The sequence below is a fragment of the Brevundimonas sp. UBA4553 genome (genome assembly GCF_002387245.1).
Taxonomy (GTDB): domain Bacteria; phylum Pseudomonadota; class Alphaproteobacteria; order Caulobacterales; family Caulobacteraceae; genus Brevundimonas.
Window position 1 is genome coordinate 1 of record NZ_DGLD01000021.1, and the last position, 22460, is coordinate 22460.

At 68.3% G+C, this 22460-nt stretch carries 25 protein-coding genes; 14 read left to right on the top strand and 11 right to left on the bottom strand.

The features are described 5' to 3' along the window. Window positions 1-332: 332 nt before the first annotated feature. Both cobS and B4A39_RS15080 read right to left on the bottom strand, forming a co-directional pair. Complete coding sequence (cobS, locus tag B4A39_RS15075) at window positions 333-1337, bottom strand: cobaltochelatase subunit CobS (protein WP_292037394.1); 1005 nt, start codon at window positions 1335-1337, stop codon at window positions 333-335. Window positions 1338-1396: 59 nt separating this feature from the next. After that, window positions 1397-1825 (bottom strand): organic hydroperoxide resistance protein, encoded by a 429-nt coding sequence (locus B4A39_RS15080; protein WP_292037395.1) that lies wholly within the window; start codon window positions 1823-1825, stop codon window positions 1397-1399. Between the two features lie 133 nt (window positions 1826-1958). On the opposite strand from B4A39_RS15080, the gene B4A39_RS15085 reads away from it, so the two are divergent. Further along, window positions 1959-2222, top strand: coding sequence for a hypothetical protein (locus B4A39_RS15085; RefSeq protein WP_292037396.1), 264 nt, complete (start codon window positions 1959-1961; stop codon window positions 2220-2222). Here the strand turns inward: B4A39_RS15085 and B4A39_RS15090 are convergent. After that, window positions 2182-2853, bottom strand: coding sequence for a J domain-containing protein (locus B4A39_RS15090; RefSeq protein ID WP_292037397.1), 672 nt, complete (start codon window positions 2851-2853; stop codon window positions 2182-2184). The genes B4A39_RS15085 and B4A39_RS15090 overlap by 41 nt on opposite strands. 45 nt (window positions 2854-2898) lie before the next feature. Between B4A39_RS15090 and B4A39_RS15095 the strand changes: the two genes are divergently transcribed. From B4A39_RS15095 to B4A39_RS15115, 5 genes are all read left to right on the top strand, one after another. Further along, on the top strand, window positions 2899-3201 hold the full coding sequence (locus B4A39_RS15095; RefSeq protein ID WP_292037398.1) for a BolA family protein: 303 nt from the start codon (window positions 2899-2901) through the stop codon (window positions 3199-3201). A 99-nt stretch (window positions 3202-3300) separates the two neighbouring features. Beyond that, on the top strand, window positions 3301-5106 hold the full coding sequence (locus B4A39_RS15100) for an ATP-binding protein (RefSeq protein ID WP_292037565.1): 1806 nt from the start codon (window positions 3301-3303) through the stop codon (window positions 5104-5106). 110 nt (window positions 5107-5216) lie between these two features. Continuing rightward, window positions 5217-6140 (top strand): mechanosensitive ion channel family protein, encoded by a 924-nt coding sequence (locus B4A39_RS15105; RefSeq protein ID WP_292037400.1) that lies wholly within the window; start codon window positions 5217-5219, stop codon window positions 6138-6140. A 3-nt stretch (window positions 6141-6143) separates the two neighbouring features. After that, on the top strand, window positions 6144-7160 hold the full coding sequence (locus tag B4A39_RS15110; RefSeq protein ID WP_292037401.1) for a threonine aldolase family protein: 1017 nt from the start codon (window positions 6144-6146) through the stop codon (window positions 7158-7160). Window positions 7161-7209: 49 nt separating this feature from the next. Further along, a complete protein-coding gene (locus B4A39_RS15115) occupies window positions 7210-9096 on the top strand; it encodes an ABCB family ABC transporter ATP-binding protein/permease (protein ID WP_409449557.1) in 1887 nt (628 codons plus the stop codon). On the opposite strand, the gene B4A39_RS15120 is transcribed toward B4A39_RS15115, so the two are convergent. The 4 genes from B4A39_RS15120 to B4A39_RS15135 form a co-directional block, all read right to left on the bottom strand. After that, on the bottom strand, window positions 9084-9566 hold the full coding sequence (locus B4A39_RS15120; RefSeq protein ID WP_292037402.1) for a chemotaxis protein CheE: 483 nt from the start codon (window positions 9564-9566) through the stop codon (window positions 9084-9086). The genes B4A39_RS15115 and B4A39_RS15120 overlap by 13 nt on opposite strands. Then, entirely contained in the window at window positions 9563-10138 is a 576-nt protein-coding gene (locus tag B4A39_RS15125) for a response regulator (protein ID WP_292037403.1), read from the bottom strand. The genes B4A39_RS15120 and B4A39_RS15125 overlap by 4 nt, the downstream gene beginning before the upstream one ends. 88 nt (window positions 10139-10226) lie before the next feature. Beyond that, window positions 10227-11177 carry an acetyl-CoA carboxylase carboxyltransferase subunit alpha gene (locus B4A39_RS15130; RefSeq protein WP_292037404.1) on the bottom strand — a complete coding sequence of 317 codons (951 nt, stop codon included), beginning with the start codon at window positions 11175-11177 and terminating at the stop codon, window positions 10227-10229. An 83-nt stretch (window positions 11178-11260) separates the two neighbouring features. Further along, entirely contained in the window at window positions 11261-12163 is a 903-nt protein-coding gene (locus tag B4A39_RS15135; RefSeq protein ID WP_292037406.1) for a site-specific tyrosine recombinase XerD, read from the bottom strand. A 60-nt stretch (window positions 12164-12223) separates the two neighbouring features. Between B4A39_RS15135 and B4A39_RS15140 the strand changes: the two genes are divergently transcribed. The 3 genes from B4A39_RS15140 to B4A39_RS15150 are packed head-to-tail and all read left to right on the top strand — an operon-like array spanning window position 12224 to window position 14492. Beyond that, window positions 12224-12805, top strand: coding sequence for a shikimate kinase (locus B4A39_RS15140; protein ID WP_292037407.1), 582 nt, complete (start codon window positions 12224-12226; stop codon window positions 12803-12805). Beyond that, window positions 12802-13908, top strand: a complete 1107-nt coding sequence (gene aroB / locus B4A39_RS15145) for a 3-dehydroquinate synthase (protein ID WP_292037408.1) — start codon at window positions 12802-12804, stop codon at window positions 13906-13908. Before B4A39_RS15140 ends, aroB begins: the two co-directional genes overlap by 4 nt. Further along, window positions 13905-14492: a GNAT family N-acetyltransferase gene (locus B4A39_RS15150; RefSeq protein WP_292037409.1), complete on the top strand. Its 588-nt coding sequence runs from the start codon at window positions 13905-13907 to the stop codon at window positions 14490-14492. Before aroB ends, B4A39_RS15150 begins: the two co-directional genes overlap by 4 nt. On the opposite strand, the gene B4A39_RS15155 is transcribed toward B4A39_RS15150, so the two are convergent. After that, window positions 14489-14905 carry an MliC family protein gene (locus B4A39_RS15155; protein WP_292037410.1) on the bottom strand — a complete coding sequence of 139 codons (417 nt, stop codon included), beginning with the start codon at window positions 14903-14905 and terminating at the stop codon, window positions 14489-14491. The two genes, B4A39_RS15150 and B4A39_RS15155, sit on opposite strands and share 4 nt — an antisense overlap. A 30-nt stretch (window positions 14906-14935) precedes the next feature. Further along, window positions 14936-15394, bottom strand: coding sequence for a tRNA adenosine(34) deaminase TadA (tadA, locus tag B4A39_RS15160; protein ID WP_292037411.1), 459 nt, complete (start codon window positions 15392-15394; stop codon window positions 14936-14938). A 12-nt stretch (window positions 15395-15406) separates the two neighbouring features. Here tadA and B4A39_RS15165 point away from each other — a divergent pair, with 12 nt between their 5' ends. From B4A39_RS15165 to B4A39_RS15180, 4 genes are read left to right on the top strand one after another with little or no spacing between them, the layout of a single operon-like run. Beyond that, entirely contained in the window at window positions 15407-17050 is a 1644-nt protein-coding gene (locus tag B4A39_RS15165) for a pseudouridine synthase (RefSeq protein WP_292037412.1), read from the top strand. Between the two features lie 21 nt (window positions 17051-17071). Then, complete coding sequence (locus B4A39_RS15170) at window positions 17072-17500, top strand: GFA family protein (protein WP_292037413.1); 429 nt, start codon at window positions 17072-17074, stop codon at window positions 17498-17500. Window position 17501: 1 nt separating this feature from the next. Then, window positions 17502-18074 carry a 16S rRNA (guanine(966)-N(2))-methyltransferase RsmD gene (gene rsmD / locus B4A39_RS15175; RefSeq protein WP_292037414.1) on the top strand — a complete coding sequence of 191 codons (573 nt, stop codon included), beginning with the start codon at window positions 17502-17504 and terminating at the stop codon, window positions 18072-18074. An 18-nt stretch (window positions 18075-18092) separates the two neighbouring features. Then, a complete protein-coding gene (locus tag B4A39_RS15180) occupies window positions 18093-19112 on the top strand; it encodes a Kelch repeat-containing protein (protein WP_292037415.1) in 1020 nt (339 codons plus the stop codon). Here the strand turns inward: B4A39_RS15180 and B4A39_RS15185 are convergent. Both B4A39_RS15185 and mutL read right to left on the bottom strand, forming a co-directional pair. Continuing rightward, window positions 19102-19572, bottom strand: a complete 471-nt coding sequence (locus tag B4A39_RS15185; protein ID WP_292037416.1) for a low molecular weight protein-tyrosine-phosphatase — start codon at window positions 19570-19572, stop codon at window positions 19102-19104. The two genes, B4A39_RS15180 and B4A39_RS15185, sit on opposite strands and share 11 nt — an antisense overlap. A gap of 4 nt (window positions 19573-19576) precedes the next feature. After that, window positions 19577-21490, bottom strand: a complete 1914-nt coding sequence (gene mutL, locus B4A39_RS15190) for a DNA mismatch repair endonuclease MutL (protein WP_292037417.1) — start codon at window positions 21488-21490, stop codon at window positions 19577-19579. Window positions 21491-21671: 181 nt separating this feature from the next. Between mutL and B4A39_RS15195 the strand changes: the two genes are divergently transcribed. Continuing rightward, window positions 21672-22376, top strand: coding sequence for a YceI family protein (locus tag B4A39_RS15195; RefSeq protein WP_292037418.1), 705 nt, complete (start codon window positions 21672-21674; stop codon window positions 22374-22376). Window positions 22377-22460 lie beyond the last annotated feature (84 nt).

Below are 22460 nucleotides of genomic sequence, written 5' to 3' on the forward strand. Positions count from 1 at the left end.
TTGCGACGGGACAGGGGAAGCATGGGGGATGTCGAGGGTGCGGCGAGGAAATGGGAGATGGCGCGGCGCAATCCCGCTGATTTTCAGGGATTGGACGGGCTGGATGTGAAGGCTGCGCCCTTTCACCGCTCATCCCGGCGAAGGCCGGGACCCAGTGAGAGCTTCATGCGTGGGGCTTGCAGCCAAAGGACTGGACCCCGGCGTCCGCCGGGGTGAGCGGGTTTTGGGGGACGCAGGGGCGGATGAGGGGGCAGCCATGGCTTCAAGGCGCAGCGAGACCCCTCATCCGCCCCTGACGGGCCACCTTCTCCCACAAGGGGAGAAGGGAGGTTTTAGCCGATCTTCACGCGCGTGGCGGCTTCCGGCAGGTCCTCGCCGAAGGCGCGCTGGTAGAACTCGGCGATGGTGGGGCGTTCCAGCTCGTCGCACTTGTTCAGGAAGGTCAGGCGGAAGCTGAGGGCCAGGTCGCCGCCGAAGATGATGGCGTTCTGGGCCCAGGTGATGACCGTGCGGGGCGACATGACGGTGGAGATGTCGCCGTTCATGAAGGCGTTGCGGGTCATGTCGGCGACGCGGACCATGGCGGCGATCCGGCGCTTGCCCTCGGCGTCGTGCCACTCGGGGATCTTGGCGGCGACGATCTCGGCCTCGACGTCGTGGTCGAGGTAGTTGAGCGTCGTCACGATGTTCCAGCGATCCATTTGACCCTGGTTGATCTGCTGGGTGCCGTGATAGAGGCCCGAGGTGTCGCCCAGGCCGATGGTGTTGGTGGTCGAGAACAGGCGGAACCAGCGGTTCGGGCGGATGACGCGGTTCTGGTCCAGCAGGGTCAGGCGGCCCTGGGCCTCCAACACGCGCTGGATCACGAACATGACGTCGGGACGGCCCGCGTCGTATTCGTCGAAGACCAGGGCGACCGGGCGTTGCAGCGACCAGGGCAGGATGCCCTCGCGGAACTCGGTGATCTGCTTGCCGTCCTTGAGGACGATGGCGTCCTTGCCGACCAGATCAATGCGGCTGATGTGGCTGTCCAGGTTCACGCGGACCAGGGGCCAGTTCAGGCGGGCGGCGACCTGTTCGATGTGGGTCGACTTGCCGGTGCCGTGGTAGCCCTGAACCATGACGCGGCGGTCGAAGGCGAAGCCGGCGCAGATGGCCAGGGTCGTCTGCGGATCGAAGCGATAGCTGTCGTCGATCTCAGGCACATGGCTGTCGCGGGTGTCGAAGGCAGGCACGACCATGTCGGAATCCACGCCGAACGCCTCCCTGACCGTCACCTTGCGGTGCGGCTCCAGCGTGACCAGGGGATCGGGCGAGGCGTCGAGGGGAGAGGTCATGGCTCCCCATCTAGCCCCCTCGCGCGCGCGGTCAACACGCGCGAGGGCGGTTGTGTCGCTTATTCCGCGGAAAGCGCCACGTCGACGTTGCCGCGCGTTGCGTTGGAGTAGGGGCAGACCTGATGCGCCTTGTGGATCAGGTCGTCGATCACCGCCTGATCAAGGCCATGGTCGGTGATCGTCAGCGAGACGTCGAGGTTGAAGCCCTCGCCGCGCGTGTTCTTGCCGAATCCTACGCCGGCCTTAACCTTGGTGTCGGGTCCGACCGGGGTTCCAGCCTTGCCCGAAACCAGGCGCAGGGCGCCGAGATAGCAGGCGGCGTAGCCGGTGGCGAAAAGCTGCTCGGGGTTGGTGCCGTCGCCGCCCTTGCCGCCCATTTCCGTCGGGACGGACAGGCGGACGTCGATCTTGCCGTCGTCGGTGGCGGAGCGGCCCTCGTCGCGGCCGCCTCCCGAGGCCGTGGCGTGGGCGCGGTACAAGACTTCCATGGGGCGACTCCTTTGAGGTTCGAAGACGTCGGATATGGGAGCCGGATGCTTCAGAAACAACGGTTCTGTGATTCGTGTAATCCACAAGTCCGTGTTAATAATTTGTCCATAACTTCCGTCGGGGAAGAGGGCCATGCATACGAACGTGCAGTACTTCTGCTATGTCTATGACGCGTCTGAGGGAACACCTCATATGTTCGCTCTGGATGCGGACAGTTGGCCGGAAGCCATCAGCGAAACAAGACGCATGATGCTGGACGACGCCGACAGCGCCTTTGCGGAAATCTGGGACGGAGCGGGCGAAAGCATGACGCGCATCGACGGCCCGCCCAAGCCGGGCGGCCTGCTGAGAAGCCTCAGGCGTGGCCGGCCTTCTTCAAGACTTTCCAGGCCTTGATGACGCTCTGAAGCTTGGCCTCTGCGCCGCGGTCGCCGCCGTTGGTGTCGGGGTGGAAGCGTTTGAGCATCTCGTGATAGCGGGCCTTGATCGCAGCCTTGTCCGCGCCCGGCTTCAGACCCAGATCGGTCAGGGCCGCGAGTTCGATCTTGCCGATGCGGTGAGCCTCGGCGCCGACGGGGCCGGTCTGCTCCTGGGTGCGACGACCGAACAGGCCGAAGCTGTCACGCCATGATCCCGCGCCCTGATTGTTGGCCGTGCCCATCTTGGCGGCGAAGGCGGCGGCTTCGCGGGTGTTCTTGCCGGCCTTCATCTCCCAGGTGGGACGGCCGCCGGTCATGGCCTCGTTTTCCTGGGCGGCGCGGATCTGACCCTCGCTCATGCCGGCGTAGAAGTTCCAGCCCTTGTTGTACTGACCGGCATGGGCCTGACAGAACTCGTAGAAGTCGGCGAGCTGCTCGCGCGACTTGGGCGCCTTCGCCGTCGCGGGACGGGTGCAGTCCGGCCACTCGCACGACTTCTCGCCCTTCTTCCGGTGCAGGACGTCGGCCTCGGCCTTCTCCTCATCGGGCTTGGGCGGCTTCACGCGGATGTCGGTGAAGCGAGGCTTGTATTCAAATGACGCGGACATCGCCCCGAGTGTAAGCTTGATTTGGACAGCTTCAAGGAACGACCGATGCCAGACGGCCCCATTGCCGCACTTATCCGCGAAAAACTGACGGCGGCCTTCAAGCCCGAGCGGATCGAGCTGGAGGACGACAGCTGGAAGCACGCGGGGCACCACCACGAGGGCGGCATGGATGCGAAGGACGGCGGCGAAAGCCATTTCCAGCTGACCATCGTGGCCGACGCCTTCGAGGGGCAGAGCCGGGTTGCGCGACAGCGGGCGATCAATGCGGTGCTGCGCGAGGAACTGGCTGGTCCGGTGCACGCCCTGGCCGTACGCGCCCTGACCAGCGGCGAAGCGAACCGCGGCTGAGTTACGGTTACGCTACGTAAACCAACGTATTCACTTCGTCTTAGAACCTTCAACCTAGCGTCCGCTCCCAGACTTATTTGCAAGGGCGGGGGCGTGCGAATGGTGGGTGACGGGATCAAGGGCTTAGACGGCCAGGCGCCGGGCGAGGCCGCGCAGGCGCTGACCGCGATCCTGCAGACTCATTACCTGCGCTATCTGATCATCGTCAGCTGGGCCATCGGCGTGGTCGTGACCGTGGGTTTGGTCCCGGGGCTGACGTGGTTTGTCGCGACCCTGGCCGCCGGCGCCCTGCGCGGCGAGGTTGAAAAGCGTGTCAGCCAGCGCGCCGGCGGGGGCTGGGGCATGGTCTTTCCCGCCGTGGCCACCGTCACCACGGCGGTCTGGGCGGTCGCGCCGCTTATGGCCTGGTTCTCGCCTTCGGCATTTGGTCATGAGCTGGCCATAGCCCTGCTGGTGTCGGGCTATGTGCTGGTCTTCGCCCAACTGCGCAGCTCGCCGCGTCAGGCCATCATGATTTCGTCGCCGTACGGCCTCGCCGCGGCGATCATCGCCATCAGCCTGGCGGGCGGCCCCCTGTTCTGGCCGTTTGTCGCTCTGGTGCCGTTCACCGCAGCCAGCCTGTTTGTCCTGGTCACCATGACCATGCTGCGCGAGGAGCGCATCCGGGTGTTTCAGGAGCACCAGGCGCACCTGATCGAGGAACTGGAAGCCGCGCGCGACAAGGCGGATGCCGCCAACGAGGCCAAGTCCAGCTTCCTGGGGGTGATCTCGCACGAACTGCGAACGCCGATGAACGGCGTTCTGGGGGCGGCCCAACTGCTGAGCGCGACCCGGCTGGAAGGCACGCAGCGCGAGTATCTGTCGATCATCCGCAATTCAGGCGACAACCTGCTGAGCCTGCTGAACGACATCCTGGACATGACCAAGATCGAGGCCGGCAAGATGAGCTTCGACGTGGTGGATATTCACGTCGATGACCTGCATCGTCGCATCACCGGCCCGTTCGAGGCCCAGGCCGAGGCCAAGGGGCTGACGCTGGTCTCGACCTTCGAGGGCGAGATGCCGGCCGTGGTGCGGGGCGATCCGCTGCGTGTGTGCCAGGTGGTGCAGAACCTGCTTTCGAATGCGGTCAAGTTCACGGACAAGGGCGAAATTCGCTACAAGGTTCGCGGCCGCCGGATCTCGGATCGTCGGGTCGGATTCGAGTTCTCGGTCACAGACAGCGGCTCGGGCATTTCACGCGAGGATCTGGAGCGTCTGTTCCAGCCCTTCACCCAGGTCGACAACTCCTCGACGCGCAAGTTCGGCGGAACGGGGCTGGGCCTGACCATTGCGCGGCGCATGGCCCATATCATGGGCGGCGACATCACGGTGACCTCAAGCCTCGGCGAAGGCTCGACCTTCACCCTGTCGATCGAGGGCGAGGTGGTGGAATGGAACCACGCCGAGGCCGCCACGGAAATCGACGCCGACGTCGAGGGCGGCGATCATCTGGACGTGCTCGTGGTCGAGGATCACCCGGTCAACCGCATGATCCTGGAAGCGTGGATGGGCTCCGCCGGGCACCGGACCAGCACGGCCGAGAATGGCCAGCTGGCGGTCGATCTGGCGAAGAACCAGAGGTTCGACCTGATCATCATGGACGTGAACATGCCCGTCATGGACGGGCTGACGGCCACGCGGATGATCCGCGAGGGCGCGGGCGTCAATGTCGATACGCCCATCGTCGTCCTGTCGGCGTCGGCGCGGAGCGAGGATCACGAGGCCGGGCTGACGGCCGGCGCTGACGCCTATTTGAACAAGCCGATCGATTTCCGCAGCCTGGCCGGGTTGATGGCCCAGGTGCCGGGCGGGCGTATCGCCCTGCATCAGGCCACGACGGTGGAGGCGGCGCAGGCCGCCTGATCGCCTGGGGCGTCGAAAGCGCCTGAATCTGTCGCGTCAGGACGCCGGCCGTCGAAGAAACCCTGACCGCCGGGCTTCCATTCGCGGGGGCAGACGCTAGACCCAAGGTCATGTCTTTCCTGCCCGAAACCCTGACGCAGACGGTCGCCGCCGGTGAAAAGCGGCTGACGGTCGATGCCGCCATTCTCGCCAAGCTGGCCGACATGGCCGGCGATCTGGCGATCAATCTGACGATCGCGACGCTGATCTTCGTCGTCACCCTGTTCGTCGCCCGCTGGGCCTCGGGGGTGACGCGGCGGGTGCTGGGGCGGCTGAGGGCCTTCCGCCATGACCAGACGGTGCTCAGCTTCGCCGCCCAGGTCGTTCGCGTGGTCGTCATCATCATCGGCCTGATCGCCGTGTTGCAACGGCTGGGCGTGCAGACGACCTCGATCATCGCGGTGCTGGGCGCGGCTTCTCTGGCGGTCGGTCTGGCTCTGCAAGGGACGCTGTCGAACGTCGCGGCGGGCGTCATGCTGCTGATGCTGCGGCCCTATCGCGTGGGCGAGGTGATCGACGTGGGCGGTGCTTCGGGCACGGTGCAGAAGCTGGACCTGTTCACGACCCAGCTGTCGAACGCCAACAACCACAAGATCGTCATTCCCAACTCCAAGGTCCTGAGCGACGTCATCATCAACCTGACCGGGCAACGGACCCGCCGGATCGAGATCAAGTTCACGGTCGGCTACGGCGAAAATCTGAAGGACGCTTGCGATCTTCTGGCGGGCGTCGCCGTCGCCCACGCCAAGGTGTTGAAGGATCCCGCGCCGTGGACCGGCGTGACGGGACTTCTGGACAGTTCGGTGCAGATCACGCTGCACGCCTGGGTCAAGGTCGATGACTGGTGGCAGTCGCAGGCCGACCTGATGCAGGGCGGCAAGGAAGCGCTGGACGCCGCCGGAATCGAGATACCTTTCCCGCATCAGGTCGAGGTCCCGGCCAAGGACGCCAAATTCGCCCGCGTCGTCATGGCGCCGGCACAACAGGAAGAGTGACGCGTGCGCTACGACTTCGGATCGGACAACACCGCCGGCATGGCGCCGGACGCCCTGAACGCCCTGGTCGCGGCCAATGGCGGGTTTGCCCGAGCCTATGGCGCTGACGAGACCACGGCGAGGGCTGCGGATATGATCCGTCAGCGCCTGGATGCGGACGCCGAGGTGCGTTTCGTATTCAGTGGCACGGCGGCGAACGCCATCGCCGTGTCCATGCTGGCCCAGCCGTATGAGGCGGTGCTGACGCACCATGCGGCCCACATCTGCACCGACGAGACCGGCGCGCCGGGCTTTTTCGGGCAGGGCGTCGGCCTGATCGGTCTGCCGGGCTATTCGGGCAAGATCGACACCCTGGCCCTGCACGCGGCACTGGATGAGCCGGTTGTCGGTCATCGTCAGCCGCCGGCCGCCCTGAGCGTGACGCAGGCGACGGAATATGGCGCCGTCTATTCGGAAGAAGAACTGCGTCACCTGATCGAACCCGCGAAACGCGCGGGTCTGGGCGTCCATATGGACGGAGCGCGACTGGCCAACGCCGCCGCAGCGGGATTTGACCTGAAGGACATACCGCGTCTGGGCGTTGACGTGCTGGTGTTCGGCGGAGCCAAGGCGGGCGCCAACTGCGCAGAAGCCCTGGTCATATTCGACAAGAGCCTGACGCGGCGCATCGACAATCGGTTGAAGCAGGCCGGGCAGACGGCGTCCAAGACACGCTTTCTGGCGGCGCCCATTCTGGGGCTGCTCGAATCCGGCGCCTGGGAGACGGGAGCGGCCCACGCCAATCTGATGGCCCAGCGTCTGGCCGACGGGATCGAGGAGGGATCGCCCTTCGTGCTGGCGCATCCGGTCGAGTCCAATGCGGTTTTCGTGCGGATGCCGGCTGAAGCCCATCAGCGCCTGAACGCCATGGGGTGGGCCTGCTACCAGTTCGACGACGGCTCTGTGCGCTTCGTCTGCTCGTGGGCGACGACCGAGGGCGCGGTGGACGAACTTCTGGAAGCGATTGCGAGCCTGAACTGAGTGCCGGTTTCGCTCCGGCGCGGCGCCGCCCATATGCTGGAGCATGACGATGCGCGGTGAACGATCGGGCCGGCGGGGCGACTCCACGGTCAAGGCCATGGCGGCGGGGCAGGAGCCTGCGAAGCAGGAGGCGCCGCCGACCTGGCAGGCGCTGGGCGATCTGTTGCGCGTGGTCGGCCGCTCGGGCGCGCCGCAACTGCCCTGGCGGGTCGCCGGGGCCATCGGCCTGACGCTGACGGGCAAGGGGCTGGGCGTGGCGGCCCCGCTGATTCTGGGCGCGGCGGTCAACCACCTGGCGGCCGGGCAGGGCGCAGCGGCGGCCGTGGGCTGGGGCTTCGCCGCCTTCGCCGTGGGCTGGGCCCTGGTGCGTTTCCTCTCGGCGGCGACGCCGCAGCTGTCGGATGTGGTGTTCGCGCCGGTGCGGGCCGCGGCGCAGCGCAGGACGGCGGCCGAGACGTTTGCGCACGCCCTGAGCCTGTCGCTGGACTTCCACCAGACCAAGCGCTCCGGCGCCCTGTCGCGGACCATGGATCGGGGCTCGCGGGCCGTCGACTTCCTGTTGCGCATTCTGGTGTTCAACCTCGGCCCGACCGTGGTCGAGCTGGTGCTGGCGGCGGCGGTGCTGAGCGGCAAGTACGACTGGCGTTTCGGCGCGGTGGCGATCGGCGTGGTGGCCGTCTATGCGGTGGCGACCTTCGCCATGGCCAACTGGCGGCTGGAGCACCGGCGCGCCATGAACGCCGCCGACAGCGAGGCGGCGGGCCTGTCGGTCGACGCCCTGCTGAACTACGAGACGGTCAAGTCATTCGGGGCCGAGGGCCGTGCGGCCGAGGCCTATGACCGTTCGCTGTCGACCTATGTGGATGCGGCGCTGAAGGCCAACACTTCGCTGGCGACGTTGAACCTGATCCAGGGTCTGATCATGAACATCGGCCTGGGGATCATGGCCGTCATGGCCGGGTTCGAGGCGGCGGCGGGAAGGATGGGGCCAGGCGACGTCACGGCGGCGGTGCTGATCATGATTTCGCTGTATGCGCCGCTGAACATTCTGGGCTTCGCCTATCGTGAAATCCGTCAGTCCTTCATAGACATGGAAGAGATGCTGAAGGTGACGCGCCAGGCGCCGCAGGTCGCCGACGCACCTGACGCCACGGACCTGGCGCGGCCCGTCGGCGGTTGCGGGGCCGAGATCGTGTTTGATCGGGTCGGCTTCCGTCATGACGCCCGGGCGGCGGGTCTGGACGACGTCAGCTTCGTCACTCCGGCGGGGACGACCACGGCTCTGGTCGGGCCGTCGGGGGCGGGCAAGTCCACCATCGTCAAGCTGGCCCTGCGTCTGCTCGATCCGCAGGAAGGGCGTGTGCTGATCGACGGCCGGGATGCGCGATCGGTGACGCAGGCCTCGCTGCGGGCCGCAGTGGCTCTGGTGCCGCAGGACGTGGCCCTGTTCAACGACAGCATCCGCGCCAACATCGCCTTTGCCCGACCCGACGCCGATGATGCGGCCATCTGGGCTGCGGCCGAGGCGGCGGAACTGGCCGACTTCATCCGCAACCTGCCCGAGGGCATGGAGACGCGGGTCGGCGAGCGGGGCTTGAAGCTGTCAGGCGGTGAGCGTCAGCGGGTGGGCATCGCCCGCGCGCTGCTGGCCGACCCCTGCGTCCTGATCCTGGACGAGGCGACCAGCGCCCTGGACAGCCGCACCGAAGCGGCGATCCAGAAGACGCTGCGGAAGGCGAGGGCGGGGCGCACGACCTTGGTGGTGGCGCACCGTCTCTCAACGGTGGCCGACGCCGAGCAGATTCTGGTGCTGAAGGCTGGGCGGATCGTCGAGCGCGGGGCGCATCATGAGCTGGTGGCGCGTCAGGGCGGCGAATACGCCAGCCTGTGGCGCAAGCAGACGCGGGGCGCGAAGAGCCTGGCTCAGTCCGACTGAGCCGCGCCGGGCGCCTTGGCTTTCAGCACGTCCTTGAGGCTGGCCAGGACCTGGGTGCGGGCCTCGACGGCGTCGGCCGGCAGGGTCAGCAGCAGGCGCAGGGCCTGGGCGTGGACCGTGACGATGCGCCAGTCGAAGGGCCTGTCCTCGGGCGCGGCGTCGATCAGGTCGCACAGATTGGCTGCCGCCGCGCACAGGTCCTTGAGGTCGAAGGGACCGGCGGCGTCGATGACCGCGCTGGAGTGATCGTAGGCCTGATCCAGAAGGCGTGAGGCTTCGTCCAGCGTCGCGGCGGGCCGCAGCGCCGCGAGGGCCGCGACCTGTTCCTCGATCACCGCGCGGCTGCGTTCGGCCATTTCCGCCAGATTGGCTTTGGCCTGGGCCAGGGCGGCGCCGGCGCTGACGCCGCCTGGCTGGTCGATCAGGGTCGACAGGCGCGAGCGACGGCGGTTGTGCGTGATGACGGTCATAGTTCGATCGACGCTTTACGTTGGGCTTCGAATTCAGCCTTGCGGATTTCCTCTGAACGACGCTCCAGACCCTCCCAGGGTTCCGAACGAAAGCGCCGGTCAGGGCCGAAATAGTCGCCGACCTCGAGGAAGGGGCGGGCGTCGCGGGCGACCCAGACGATGCGTTCCAGCAGGACGCCAGCGCTGAACGGCTTGGTGATCAGGAAGTTGGCGCCGCAGTCGCGCGCTTCGGACACCTTGGAGCGACGGACGTGGGCGGCGGTCATGATGACAGGGGCGAAGGCGTTGGGCTCCAGCCCTGAACGACGCAGCCACCGCACGAACTCATAACCGCTCATGCCCGGCATCTCGCAGTCGACCAGGATCAGATCGACGGGATGGTCCCGCAGCACGGAGATGGCCTCGGCGGCGCTGCTGCAGGCGTGACGCACCTTGATCCCGAAGCCGAGCACGGCTTGGGCGGTCAGTTCCAGCGCGAACGGCGAGTCGTCGATGACCATGGTCACCGCGCCGTTGAAGTTGAACACCGCGCTTTCGCGTAGCGACTCGCCGACCCCGTTCATGCCGCGCATGATGGGCCCCTGACGCGCAGAAAAGACGAGAAAGCGAATCGCATGGGGCCAGCTTCGACGGCGCAGGGCCGTCGTGCAACGTGCGGGATCAGCCCAGACGACCGATGGCGTAGAAGCGATCGGCGCGGGCCTTGCGGATTTGATCCGCCGACAGCGTGGACAGCGTCTTCAGTTCATCTTCCAGCACGTCGCCGACCGATTGAATGGCCGTCTCGCGGGCGGTGTGGGCGCCGCCAAGGGGTTCGGGAATGACGCGGTCGACGATCTTCATCGCCATCAGATCAGGGGCCGTGATCTTCATGGCCATGGCCGCGTCCCTGGCGCGGGCGCCGTCGCGCCACAGGATGCCGGCTGCGCCCTCGGGCGAGATGACCGAATAGATGGAGTGCTCCAGCATCAGCACGCGGCTGGCGGCGGCGATGGCGATGGCCCCGCCCGAACCGCCTTCGCCCGTCACCGTGGCGATGGAGGGGACGCCCAGGGTCAGGCCGCGCTCGGTCGAGCGGGCGATCGCCTCAGCCTGACCGCGCTCCTCGGCGCCCAGGCCTGGATAGGCGCCGGCGGTGTCGACGAAGGTCAGGACCGGCAGGCCGAACTGCTCGGCCATGTCCATCAGGCGGACGGCCTTGCGATAGCCCTCGGGGCGGGCCATGCCGAAGTTGTGGGTGATGCGAGTCTGGGTGTCATGACCCTTTTCGTGGCCCATGACCACGACCGGCTGGCCGCGGAAGCGGGCCAGACCGCCGATGATCGCCTGATCGTCGCCGAACTGACGGTCGCCGTGCAGTTCCACGAAATCGGTGAACAGACTGTCGAGGTAGTCGACGAGGTGGGGGCGTTGCGGGTGGCGCGCGACCTGGGTGCGCATCCACGGATCAAGATTGGCGTAGGTCTTCACCCGCAGGGCGTCGGCCTTCTTGCGCAGGGCGGCGATCTCGGTCTCGAACGAGCCGCTGGTCGGGGCCAGATGCGACAGCTCCGCGATCTTGGCTTCCAGCTCGGCGATGGGCTTTTCGAATTCGAGGTAGTGCGTGGCCATAAGGCGTCCGTGAGGAGAAGCGCGGTTGGCGCTACGGAAAGCGGCGGAAACTAGAGCGGTGAACGCTGCGGGGCAAGCCGGGTTCAGTCGTCCTTCGCCAAGGGGTGCCTGGAATGGACGACCTGGGCCAGGCGGTCGGTGGCGACGTGGGTGTAGATCTGGGTGGTCGAGATGTCGGCGTGGCCCAGCAGGGTCTGGACCACGCGCAGGTCGGCGCCGCCTTCCAGCAGGTGGGTGGCGAAGGCGTGGCGCAGGACGTGGGGGCTGACGCGGGCCGGGTCGATGTTGGCCGCCAGCGCCGCCTGATCCAGCAACTGGGCGAAGCGGCGGGGCGTCAGGTGGCCGGTCTTGCCATGCGACGGAAAGAGCCAGGCGCTGTCGGGCGTGTTCGGCTTGCGCGCGGCGTCGCGGGCGTCGAGCCAGGCCTTGATCGCCTGGCGGGCGGCGGCGTTGAGCGGCGCAAGCCTTTCCTTGCCGCCCTTGCCGCGCACGATGAGATAGGCGGGATCGCGGCGCACGGCCTCGACCCTGAGTCCGAGCAGCTCCGACACGCGCAAGCCGGAGGCATAAGCCATCTCGACCAAGGCCACGAGCCGAAGGCCCGCCGCGCTGTCGGCGGCGCCGGCGGCAACCAGCAGGGCCTCGATCTCTGCGCGGCTGAGGGTTTTGGGCAGGTTGCGGCCCTGTTTGGGGGCGTCGATGCGGCGGGACGGGTCGTCGGCTCGCCAGCCTTCGCCCAGGGCGAAGCGGTAGAACTGGCGCACGGAAGAACGCCGCCGCGCCGCCGTGGCCGCCGACAGGCCGCGTCGGGACAGGTCGGCGAACCAGGCCTCCAGCGCGCTTTCGTCGGCCCCCATCAGTCCGCCCGCATCGCCCAGCCAGACCTCGGCGTCGGTCAGGTCGCGGCCATAGGCGGACAGGGTGTGGGGCGAGGCGTCGCGCTCGACCGCCATCATTTCCAGAAAGGCCTCGATCTGGGGCGTCATGCGGCGCGCTCAACACAGGTGTGGAGCGAACGGCCGGGTCGTGTAGAGAATAGTGGAACCATGCCTGCCGACGCCTCGCCCGATTCCTCGCCCCTGTCGCCGTCCTTGACGCCCGACCGCACCATAACCCTGGTGGGGCTGATGGGCGTGGGAAAATCGACGGTGGGGCGCCGACTGGCGCAACGGCTGGGTCTGCCCTTCCACGACGGCGACCACGAGATCGAGGCGGCCGCCGGCATGAGCGTCAGCGAAATCTTCGCCAGCCGGGGCGAGGCCGAGTTCCGGGCGGGCGAAGCGCGAATCATGCGCCGCCTGCTGGAAGGCCCGCCCATCGTGCTGGCGACCGGCGGCGGGGCCATGATGAACCCCGAGACGCGCGCGCTGATGAAGAAGCATTCGGTCAGCGTCTGGATGCGCGCCGACCTGAAGGTGATCGCCGAACGGGTGCAGCGCCGCGACACCCGGCCCCTGTTGCGCGGCCGCGATCCGCTGGAGGCCCTGAGCCAGTTGGCCGAGGCCCGCTATCCCATCTACGCCGAGGCGGACGTGACCGTGGATGTCGGCGGCGGCTCGCACGGTCAGGCGGTCGAGGCGATCTACAAGGAACTGCGGCGCCACGCCCGCGAGGAGAGCAAGCGATGACGACGATCCGGGTCGGCGGCGAGGGTTTCGCCGCTTATGAGGTCGTGGTCGGGCGCGGCTTACTGAAAGAAGCGGGGGGTCGCGTCGCCGCCCTGAAGCCGACACGGGCCTTTATCGTCAGCGACGAGACGGTGGCGGCGATCCACGGCGAGACCGTGCGCGCATCGTTGCACGGCGCTGGCCTGGCGACCGGGATCGTCACGGTTCCGGCGGGCGAGGCGTCCAAATCGTTCGAACAGCTTGAAGCCGTGCTGGACGGCTTGTTGGCCGAAGGGCTGGACCGCAGGAGTCTTGTCGTGGCCCTGGGCGGCGGGGTCGTGGGCGATCTGGCCGGGCTGGCGGCGGCGCTGTTCATGCGCGGAATCGACTTCGTGCAGGTCCCGACGACCCTGCTGGCCCAGGTGGATTCCTCGGTCGGCGGCAAGACGGCCATCGACACGCCGCGCGGCAAGAACCTGATCGGCGCCTTCCATCAGCCGCGACTGGTGCTGGCCGATATCGAGGCCCTGGCCACCCTGCCGGTGCGTCAGGTGCGCTCGGGCTGGGCCGAGGTGCTGAAGCACGGGCTGATTTGCGACGCGGCCTTCTTCGACTGGTTGGGCGGGGAGGGGGCTGCGGGCGCCGAGGGCGATCCCGACGCGCTGGAACGGGCGGTGATCCGTTCGGTCGAGATCAAGGCCGAGATCGTCGGTGAGGATGAGAAGGAGGCGGGGCGGCGCGCCCTGCTGAACCTGGGCCACACCTTCGGGCACGCCCTGGAGGCTGAGTTGGGCTTTGGCGACGCCCTGACCCATGGCGAGGCGGTGGCCCTGGGTTGCGCCATGGCGTTTCGGTTCTCGGCCCGACAGGGGCTGTGTCCGGCGGCGGACGTCGAAAAGGCCGAGGCCGGGATCCGGGCGGCGGGCTTGCCGACGCGGCTGGCCGACGTGGATCAGGGCTTCCGCGCCGCGGCCCTGATCGGGCGGATGGCCGGAGACAAGAAGGCCGAGGGCGGGCGGCTGACGCTGATCCTGGCTCGGGCCATCGGCGACGCGTTTACGGACAAGAACGTGGATGCGGACGCGGTGCGGGCCTTCCTGATCGAGGAAGGTGCGGCGGCGTGAAGCTGAGCCCCGTCGTTCTGGAAGACCGTTTCGTTCGGCTGGAGTCGTTCAATGCGGGGCTGGAAGACGAAGTGAGGGCGGCGCTGGACTGCGATCCCGAGGCCTGGAACGGCATGGTCAGTGCGGCCTATGGCGAACATTTCGACAGCTGGTGGGCTGCAGCGCTGAAGGCGATGAGCGCCGGCTCGCGCATCGCCTACGCCGTGCGGCGGTTAAGCGATGCGGCGGTGGTCGGCACGACCAGCCTGTATGAAATCAGGCCCGAGCATCGGCGTTGCGAGGTGGGCTCCACCTTCTATCGCCCGGAAGCGCGCGGCGGGCCGGTCAATCCGGCGTGCAAGCGCCTGTTGCTGGGCCATGCGTTCGACGCGGGGGCGGTGCGGGTCGAGATCATCACCGACGCCCTGAACGCCGCCAGCGCCGCCGCCATCCGCAAGCTGGGGGTCAGGGACGAGGGGGTGTTGCGCAAGCACAAGATCACCTGGACCGGACGGATACGGGATACGGCTCAGTTCGTGGTGCTTGACGATGACTGGCCCGAGGTCCGGCGTCGCCTGGATGACCGGCTGGCGAGGTTCGGTTAGTCCACCGCCCGACATTCGGTCGGCTCGCGGCCGTCGGCGGTCCAGGTGGCCTGAACGCCCTTGCCGCGCAGCTCGTAGCCGCTGGCGCGATACCAGATGCCGTCTGCGGCGCGTTCCTGGAACAGGTCGACCGCTTCGCCCGAAGAGTTGCGCACGGTCGCCATCTGCCGCGGATTGTCGAAGTCGACCGACAGGCGTTCGCTGTTGTTGCAGAGATAGACGGTGCGGATGACCCGGTTGAGCGCCCGGTCCTGCACTTCAGCCCCGGTGCGACGGCGCGCGGTCTGGGCCTCGATTGCGCGTTCTCGCACCTCGTCGCCGTCGGTCGGCGCCTTGCGCGGCTCCTGGCCACAGCCCGACAGCAGGGCGACAATCAGGAGGGCCGGAGCGGCGCGAAGGATCAGGTGCGACAAGCGGAGCGCCTCCAAGGTCAAGCTTGGAAGTCAACGCCCGATGGCGGCGCGCGTTCCGCGTCGCGCCCGGAAGAAGGCGCGCAGGGTTTCGGCGGCCGGTTCGGCCATGACGCCGCCCTCGGTCGCGGGCCGCCAGTGGCAGGTCGGCTGGTCGAAGAACCGCCCGCCGTGGATGACCGCGCCGCCCTTGGGATCGTCCGCGCCCCAGACCACCCGGCCGATGCGGGCGTGGCTGATGGCGCCCGCGCACATGGCGCAGGGTTCCAGCGTGACATAGAGGGTCAGGTCGGTAAGGCGATAATTCTGCAACTTTGACGCGGCATCGCGCAAAGCCACGATCTCGGCATGAGCGGTCGGATCATGGGCTGTTATGGGGCCGTTTTGCCCACGGCCAAGCACTTCGCCGGTGTTTTCGTCGACAATTATCGCGCCGACGGGCACTTCGCCAGCTTGCGCCGCCGCTTGCGCCAAGTCGAGCGCCATGCTCATGAACCGCTCATCATGGATCGCCATCCCAAAGACAACGACAAGAAGCCCCGCTCCCGTCAAGACGACGGCCCGCGCGGTCCCCGTAAATTCGCCGACGCGCGCCCTGACAAGGGTGGCTTCGGTGACCGAAAAGGCCCGCCGCGCGCCGACCGCAAGGACGATCGCGGTGACAGGCCCTTTGTGAAGGGCGCCGGCAAGGGCGGCCCGAACGCGGCCAAGGAACCGGCGGCGCCGCTTCGCAGCGAGCGAATCGCCAAGGCCATGGCGCGCGCGGGCATCGCCTCGCGTCGCGAGGTCGAGCGTCTGATTGGTCTGGGCAAGGTGGCGGTCAACGGCCGCATCCTGGACACGCCGGCGACCCTGGTGACGCGCGACGACGTGATCACCGTCAACGGCAAGCCGATGGGCGCCGCCCAGGCGACGCGCGTCTGGCGCTATCACAAGCCGGCCGGTCTGATCACCAGCCACAACGACCCGGCGGGCCGCCCGACCGTGTTTGACGCTCTGCCCAGCGGCCTGCCGCGCGTGATCTCGGTCGGTCGCCTTGACCTGAACACCGAGGGCCTGCTGCTGCTGACCAACGACGGCGAACTGAGCCGGGCGCTGGAGATGCCGGACTCGGCCCTGGTGCGTCACTATCGGGCCCGCGCCCGTGGCCGCATCACCCAGGCCGAGTTGGACAAGCTGAAGACGGGCTGCACCGTCGACGGCGTCCACTACGGCCCGATGGAAGCGACCATCGACAAGGCCAAGGAAAAAGAGGACGGCGAGCGCAGCTCGGCCAACCTCTGGATCAGCGTCTCGATCACCGAGGGCAAGAACCGCGAGGTCCGCAAGGTCCTGGAGTCGGTCGGCCTGACCGTGAACCGGCTGATCCGTCTGGCCTATGGTCCGTTCCAGTTGGGCACCCTGCCGATCGGGGCGGTCGAGGAAATCGGCCCGCGCGTGATCCGCGAGATGCTGGCCGATCATATCCGTCCCGAGAACATGCCGACCGGCAACGCGGTCTCGACGCCGGCGCCGGTTCCGGGTCGCCGCACCTCGTCGCCGATCGTGACGGGCAAGTCGGGTTCGGCCCTGTCGGATCCGTCGCGCAAGCCCAGCCGCGTTCGCGCGGCCACGGCGGCGCAGGCTGACGCCGTCGACCGCCGAGAACGGCCCGCCAAGAAGGAAGGCTGGGCCAAGGCGACGCCAAGGTTCGAGCACACCAAGACCTTCAAGCCGCGCGCCCGGCCGGAAGCCGCCCAGGGCGGCGAGTGGTCCGACCGTCCGCGTCGGCCGTTCAACCGGTCGGAACCGCAACTGATTGATGACCGTCGCGCTCCACGCGACGGCGCCAAGGGCGGTTTCGGCGACCGACCCAAGCGCGACTTCCAGCCCCGCGACGGCGCCCGCTCCGGCGGCGATCGGCCGCAGCGTGATTTCAAACCGCGCGAGGGTGGTTTCAGCGACCGGCCCAAGCGGGACTTCAAGCCGCGTGAGGGCGGCTCGAGCGATCGTCCCCAGCGCGATTTCAAGCCGCGCGACGGCGCGCCGCGTTCGGGCGGCAAGCCCGGCGGGTTCGGCGGCAAGCCGGGCGGCTCGCGTCCCGGCGGCGGCAAACCCTTTGGCGGCAAGCCTTCGGGCGGGCGTGGCGGTCCCCGCGACCGCGGCTAGGGTCTGAACGGAGAGCTGACGATGGTCGAGGCCAAGGAGGACGCGCGTCTGGCGGGCCGGTGCCTGTGTGGAGCGGTGACCTTCACCGCCACGCCGCAGGGCGGCATGCATGCCTGCCACTGCGAGAGCTGTCGCCGGATTTCGGGCGGGGTCTCGCTGAGCGTCAACTGCGGCGACAGCCTCGAGGTCTCCGGCCCCGTCGCCACCTATGCCTCGTCGGAATGGGCCGAGCGTCAATTCTGCTCTACCTGCGGCGCGGGTCTGTTCTGGCGCCTGAAGGCGGGCGGCATGACCATGGTCTCGGTCCAGGCCTTCGACGACCCCGGCGCGTTTGCTTTCGAGGACGAGATCTACATCGACTCCAAGCCCGCCAACTATGACTTCGCCGGCGACCGTCCGCGCCTGACCGGCGCTGAGATCGAGGCCATGTACGCGCCGAGCGAGGACTGAGATGAGGATCGTCGCCGGCAGCCTGAAGGGCCGCGCCATTCTCGCGCCCGAGGGGCAGAACACGCGTCCAACCTCGGACCGCGCTCGCCAGGCCATTTTCAACGTGCTGGAACACGCGTCCTGGGGTGAAAGCCTGCAGGGAATGCGGGTTATCGACCTGTACGCCGGATCCGGCGCCCTGGGCTTTGAGGCCATTTCACGCGGGGCGAGCTTTGCCCTGTTCGTGGAGACCGACGACGGCGCGCGCGGCGTGATCCGCGAGAACATGGACGCCTATGGCCTATTCGGGCGAGGGCGAGTGCATCGGCGCAGCGCCACCGACCTGGGGCCGCGGCCCGGTTCCACCGGCGAGGCCTTCGATCTGGCCTTCCTCGATCCGCCCTACGCCAAGGGTCTGGGCGAACAGACGCTGGCGCGGCTGCTGGAGGGCGAGTGGCTGAAGCCGGGCGCGCTGGTCGTGTTCGAGCGCGGCTCGGACGAGCCGGACATCGACACGCCGGGCTACGAACGCCTGGACGTGCGGGACTATGGCGCCGCGCGCGTCTTCTTCCTCAGGGTCGCGTCGGCCGACTGATCTGGATAGGCTGGCCGTATGAGCCAGATTCATCGCCGCGCCTTTCTCGCCACGACCGCCGCCGCGGCGACCTTGCCCGGGCGTTCGTTCGCCGCCGAAAGCTGGACCGCCAAGGCCGCCATGCCCTGGGCGACCCAGGAGATCTATTGCGCCGCTCTGGACGGTCTGATCACCGTCGCCGGCGGACTTGTCCGCTCCGCCACAGGCGGCCTGCACATCAATGACCGCACCGCCGTCTATGACGTTGCGGCGGACGCGTGGACCGAGGGACCCCGTCTGCCGCAGCCGCGCCACCACCCGATGCTGGCGGCCGCCGCCGGACGGGTCTGGGCCTTCGGCGGCTATGACCGCCGCGACGCCGGCGAATGGACGGCCATGACGGATGTCTGGGCCATGGATAGAGGCGTCTGGGCGCAGGTGGGCCAGATGCCGGATCGTCTGTGCGAGACGGTGGGCCTGGCGCTGGGCGACCGGGTGCATCTGGTCACCGGTCGTTCGCCCAAGGGCGCGGCGAACGGTCAGTGGACCGATCAGGGCGACGTGGCGACCCATCTGGTCTTTGACGCCGCCGCGAACCGCTGGGACACGGCGCAGCCAGCCCCCATGGCCCGCAACAGCGCGGCGGGCGCCGTGCTGGACGGCAAGCTGTTCATCGCGGGCGGCCGCACGGTCGAGGGCGGCGGCACGGGGCGGCTGGACTGCTATGATCCCACGACCGACCGCTGGGACACGCTGGCGCCGATCCCGGTTTCGCCTGCGACCGGGAAACAGGTCGGCGGCGGCCTGGCCATGGCGGAAGCCGGCGGCCGGTTGGTCGCTTTCGGCGGTGAATGGTTCGAGGGGCGGGGCGGCGGCGTCTTTGCGGAAACCTGGATTTACGATCCCGCGCGTGACGTCTGGTCGGCGGGGCCGCCGATGCGCACGCCGCGCCATGGTCTGGCGGCGGCGGGCGTGAACGGGACGATCTACGCCATCGGCGGCGGCGAAGTGGCGTCCGGCGGCAAGGCCAGCAGCGTGGTCGAGGCGCTCAGGCTTTGAGGCTGCGAAGCGCGGCGGCGAGACCCTTCGCGCCGGCGGTGACATCCGTCCAGGTGACGTCGAAGCCGTCGTCGTCGCCGAAATAGGGATCGGCCACCGGTTGACCCTCGCGACCCTCGACGTGATCCAGCAGCAGGCTGAGGTCGGCGGTCGTATCCGGCGGGGCGAGACGGCGCAGGTTGGCGAGATTGTCCTCGTCCAGCGCGACGATGTGGGTGAAGCGGCGGAAGTCGGCGGGCTTCACCTGACGCCCGCGCAGGGCGGAGATGTCGACGCCGTTCCTGCGCGCCACGGCCTGAGCGCGCGGATCGGGCGGATCGCCGACGTGCCAGCCGCCGGTGCCGGCGGAATCGATAACGACGTCCAGCTTCAGGCGGCGGGCCTCTTCGCGGAAGGCGGCCTCGGCCAGCGGCGAGCGACAGATGTTGCCGAGGCAGACGAAGAGGACGCTGTATCCCATTGAACTATCTGCGCCCGAACAGCTTTTCGAGGTCGTTGAGCTTCAGCTCCACATAGGTCGGGCGGCCGTGGTTGCATTGGCCGGAGTGGGGCGTGGCCTCCATCTGGCGCAGCAGGGCGTTCATTTCGGGGGCGGAAAGGACGCGGCCGGCGCGGACGCTGCCGTGGCAGGCCATGGTGCCGCAGACCTCGGCCATGCGCTCCTTCAACGACAGGGCGGCGCCATGTTCCGAAAGGTCGTCGGCGATATCGCGGATCAGGCCCTGAACATCGGTGTCGCCGAGCAGGGCGGGGGTCTCGCGAACCAGAACCGCGCCGACGCCGAAAGCTTCGACGATCAAGCCCATCTCGGCCAGTTCCTCGGCCTTGGCCGCGACGCGCTCGGCTTCTGAAGGGTCGAGTTCGACCACCTCGGGCGTCAGCAGGGCCTGCCGGGTGACGGCGCCGGTGGCCATCTGGGTCTTCATCCGCTCATAGACGAGGCGCTCGTGGGCGGCGTGCTGATCGACGACGACCAGCCCGTCGCGGGTCTGGGCGACGATATAGGTGCCATGAAGTTGGGCCCGCGCGGCGCCGAGGGGGTAGTCGATCAGGTCGGCGGGCGCCTGGGCGCCGGGCGCGATCTGGCCGGCGTGCTCGGCCTGGATCTCGCCCAGGGTACGGAAGCTGGGGGCGGCGGCTTCACCGCTCCAGGTGTGCTCGACGCGGGCGGAGCGTTCGTTGAGGCCGGGCAGGTTCTGTGCGGCGGCGGCCGGTTGCGACCAACCCTGCCAGCCGCTCCAGCCCGGCGCGGCGTTCCCGAATGACTGGGCCGAGGCCGAGGTGGGGCTGTAGAGGGCCTCGCCCACGTGCGGGCGGAAACCGGACAGGGCGTCGGCGGCGACCGTGGTCGAAGCGCGGTGACCGGCGGCGTGCAGGGCATGGCGCAGGGCGCCGACGATCAGGCCGCGCACCAGGGCGGGGTCGCGGAAGCGGACCTCGGCCTTGGCAGGGTGGACGTTCACGTCGACGTAGAGCGGGTCGATGTCGAGGAAGAGCGCCGCCGCCGGATGCCGGTCGCGGGCCAGGAAGTCGGCATAGGCGCCGCGCAGGGCGCCCTGCAGCAGGCGGTCGCGCACCGGGCGGCCGTTGACGAACAGGAACTGGTGCGCCGCATTGCCGCGGGAATAGGTGGGCAGGCCCGCATAGCCGGACAGGCGCACGCCGTCGCGCTCCTGATCGATCAGCAGGGCGTTGGCTTCGAAGTCGCGACCCAAGAGGGCGCCGAGGCGCTTCAGGCGGCCCTCAAAGCCCGGATGTTCGGCGGGCAGGCGCAGCGTGACCTTGCCGTCCAGCGACAGGGTGAAGGCGACGGCTTCGTGGGCCATGGCCTGACGCTTGATCTCTTCCGAGATGGCCATGGCCTCGGACCGCTCGGACTTCATGAACTTGAGCCGGGCGGGGGTGGCGTAGAAGAGGTCGCGGACCTCGACCCGGGCGCCGTGCGGGCCTGGGAAGCCGGCGGGGGCGACCGGGCGCTGATCGCCGCCGTCCACGGTGACGGCCCAGGCGTCGGCCTCGTCGCGAGCGCGCGTCGTGATGGTCAGCCGCGCGACCGAGCCGATGGAGGGCAGGGCCTCGCCTCGGAAGCCCAGGGTGTGGATGCGCAAGAGGTCCACGTCGCCCGCGTCGTCGGGCTCCAGCTTGGAGGTGGCGTGACGTTCGACCGCCAGCGGCAGCTCGTCTTTCGGAATGCCCTTGCCGTCGTCGGCGATCAGGATGCGGGTCAGGCCGCCGCCGTCCGCCTGGATCTCGACGCGCGAGGCCCCCGCGTCCAGCGCGTTCTCGACCAGTTCCTTGATGGCGCTGGCGGGGCGTTCGACCACCTCGCCGGCGGCGATGCGGTTGACGGTTTCGGGGGGGAGGCGACGAATGGGCATGTGAGTCGCAAGATAGGCGGGCGGCGCGCAGGGCGCACCTCAATCCGCATTTTTGCACGAACGGGACTTGAAGGTCCGTAATAGCAACTTATACTGTTGCAGTCCGAGCGGCGCGCCGACGGGCAAACGAACCGTTTCTGGGCCTCGTGTCCAGTCCCGAGCAACCAACGAGGTCCCTCCCATGAAGATCAAAGCCGCCATCCTGGCCGTTTCGGCCGTCGCCCTGCTGGCCGCCTGCAGCCCCGCCGCCGACAAGTCGGGCGCGCCCGCCGCTGACGCCGCCTCGACCGCCCCGGTCGATCTGAAGGCCCCGGCCGGCGTCTATGTTATGGACCCGACCCACGCCTCGCTGCAGTGGTCGATCGGTCACAACACGATTTCCAACTATACGGCGCGCTTCAACAAGTTCGACGCCAAGATCACGCTGGACCCGGCCAACCTGGCCAACAGCGCCGTCGAGGTCAGCATCGACCCGACCTCGGTCGACGCCAACTATCCGGGCGACTACACCGGCACCCACGCGGGTTCGGGCTTCAAGACCTGGAGCGAGGACATCGCCAAGAACAAGAACTTCCTGAACGCCGGCGCCTTCCCGCAGATCACCTTCAAGTCGACCAAGGTGGAACTGACCGGTCCGCGCACGGCCAAGGTGACGGGCGACCTGACCTTCCTGGGCGTGACCAAGCCGGTGACCCTGGACGCCACCTTCGGCGGCGAGATCGAGAAGCATCCCTTCATGCAGGTCCCGACCCTCGGCTTCGCGGCTCAAGGCAAGTTCAAGCGCTCGGACTTTGGCATGGCCGTGGGTCCGGTGGGCGACGAAGCCACCATCCGCTTTGACGGCGAGTTCCTGCAGCAGGTGGCGCCGGCCGCACCCGCTGCCTGATTTCTGACCCTCTGCCGTCATCCCGGACAGCCGACAGGCTGATCCGGGATCCAGGCGTCGGATAGGAGCTCAGGGCTACGGCGT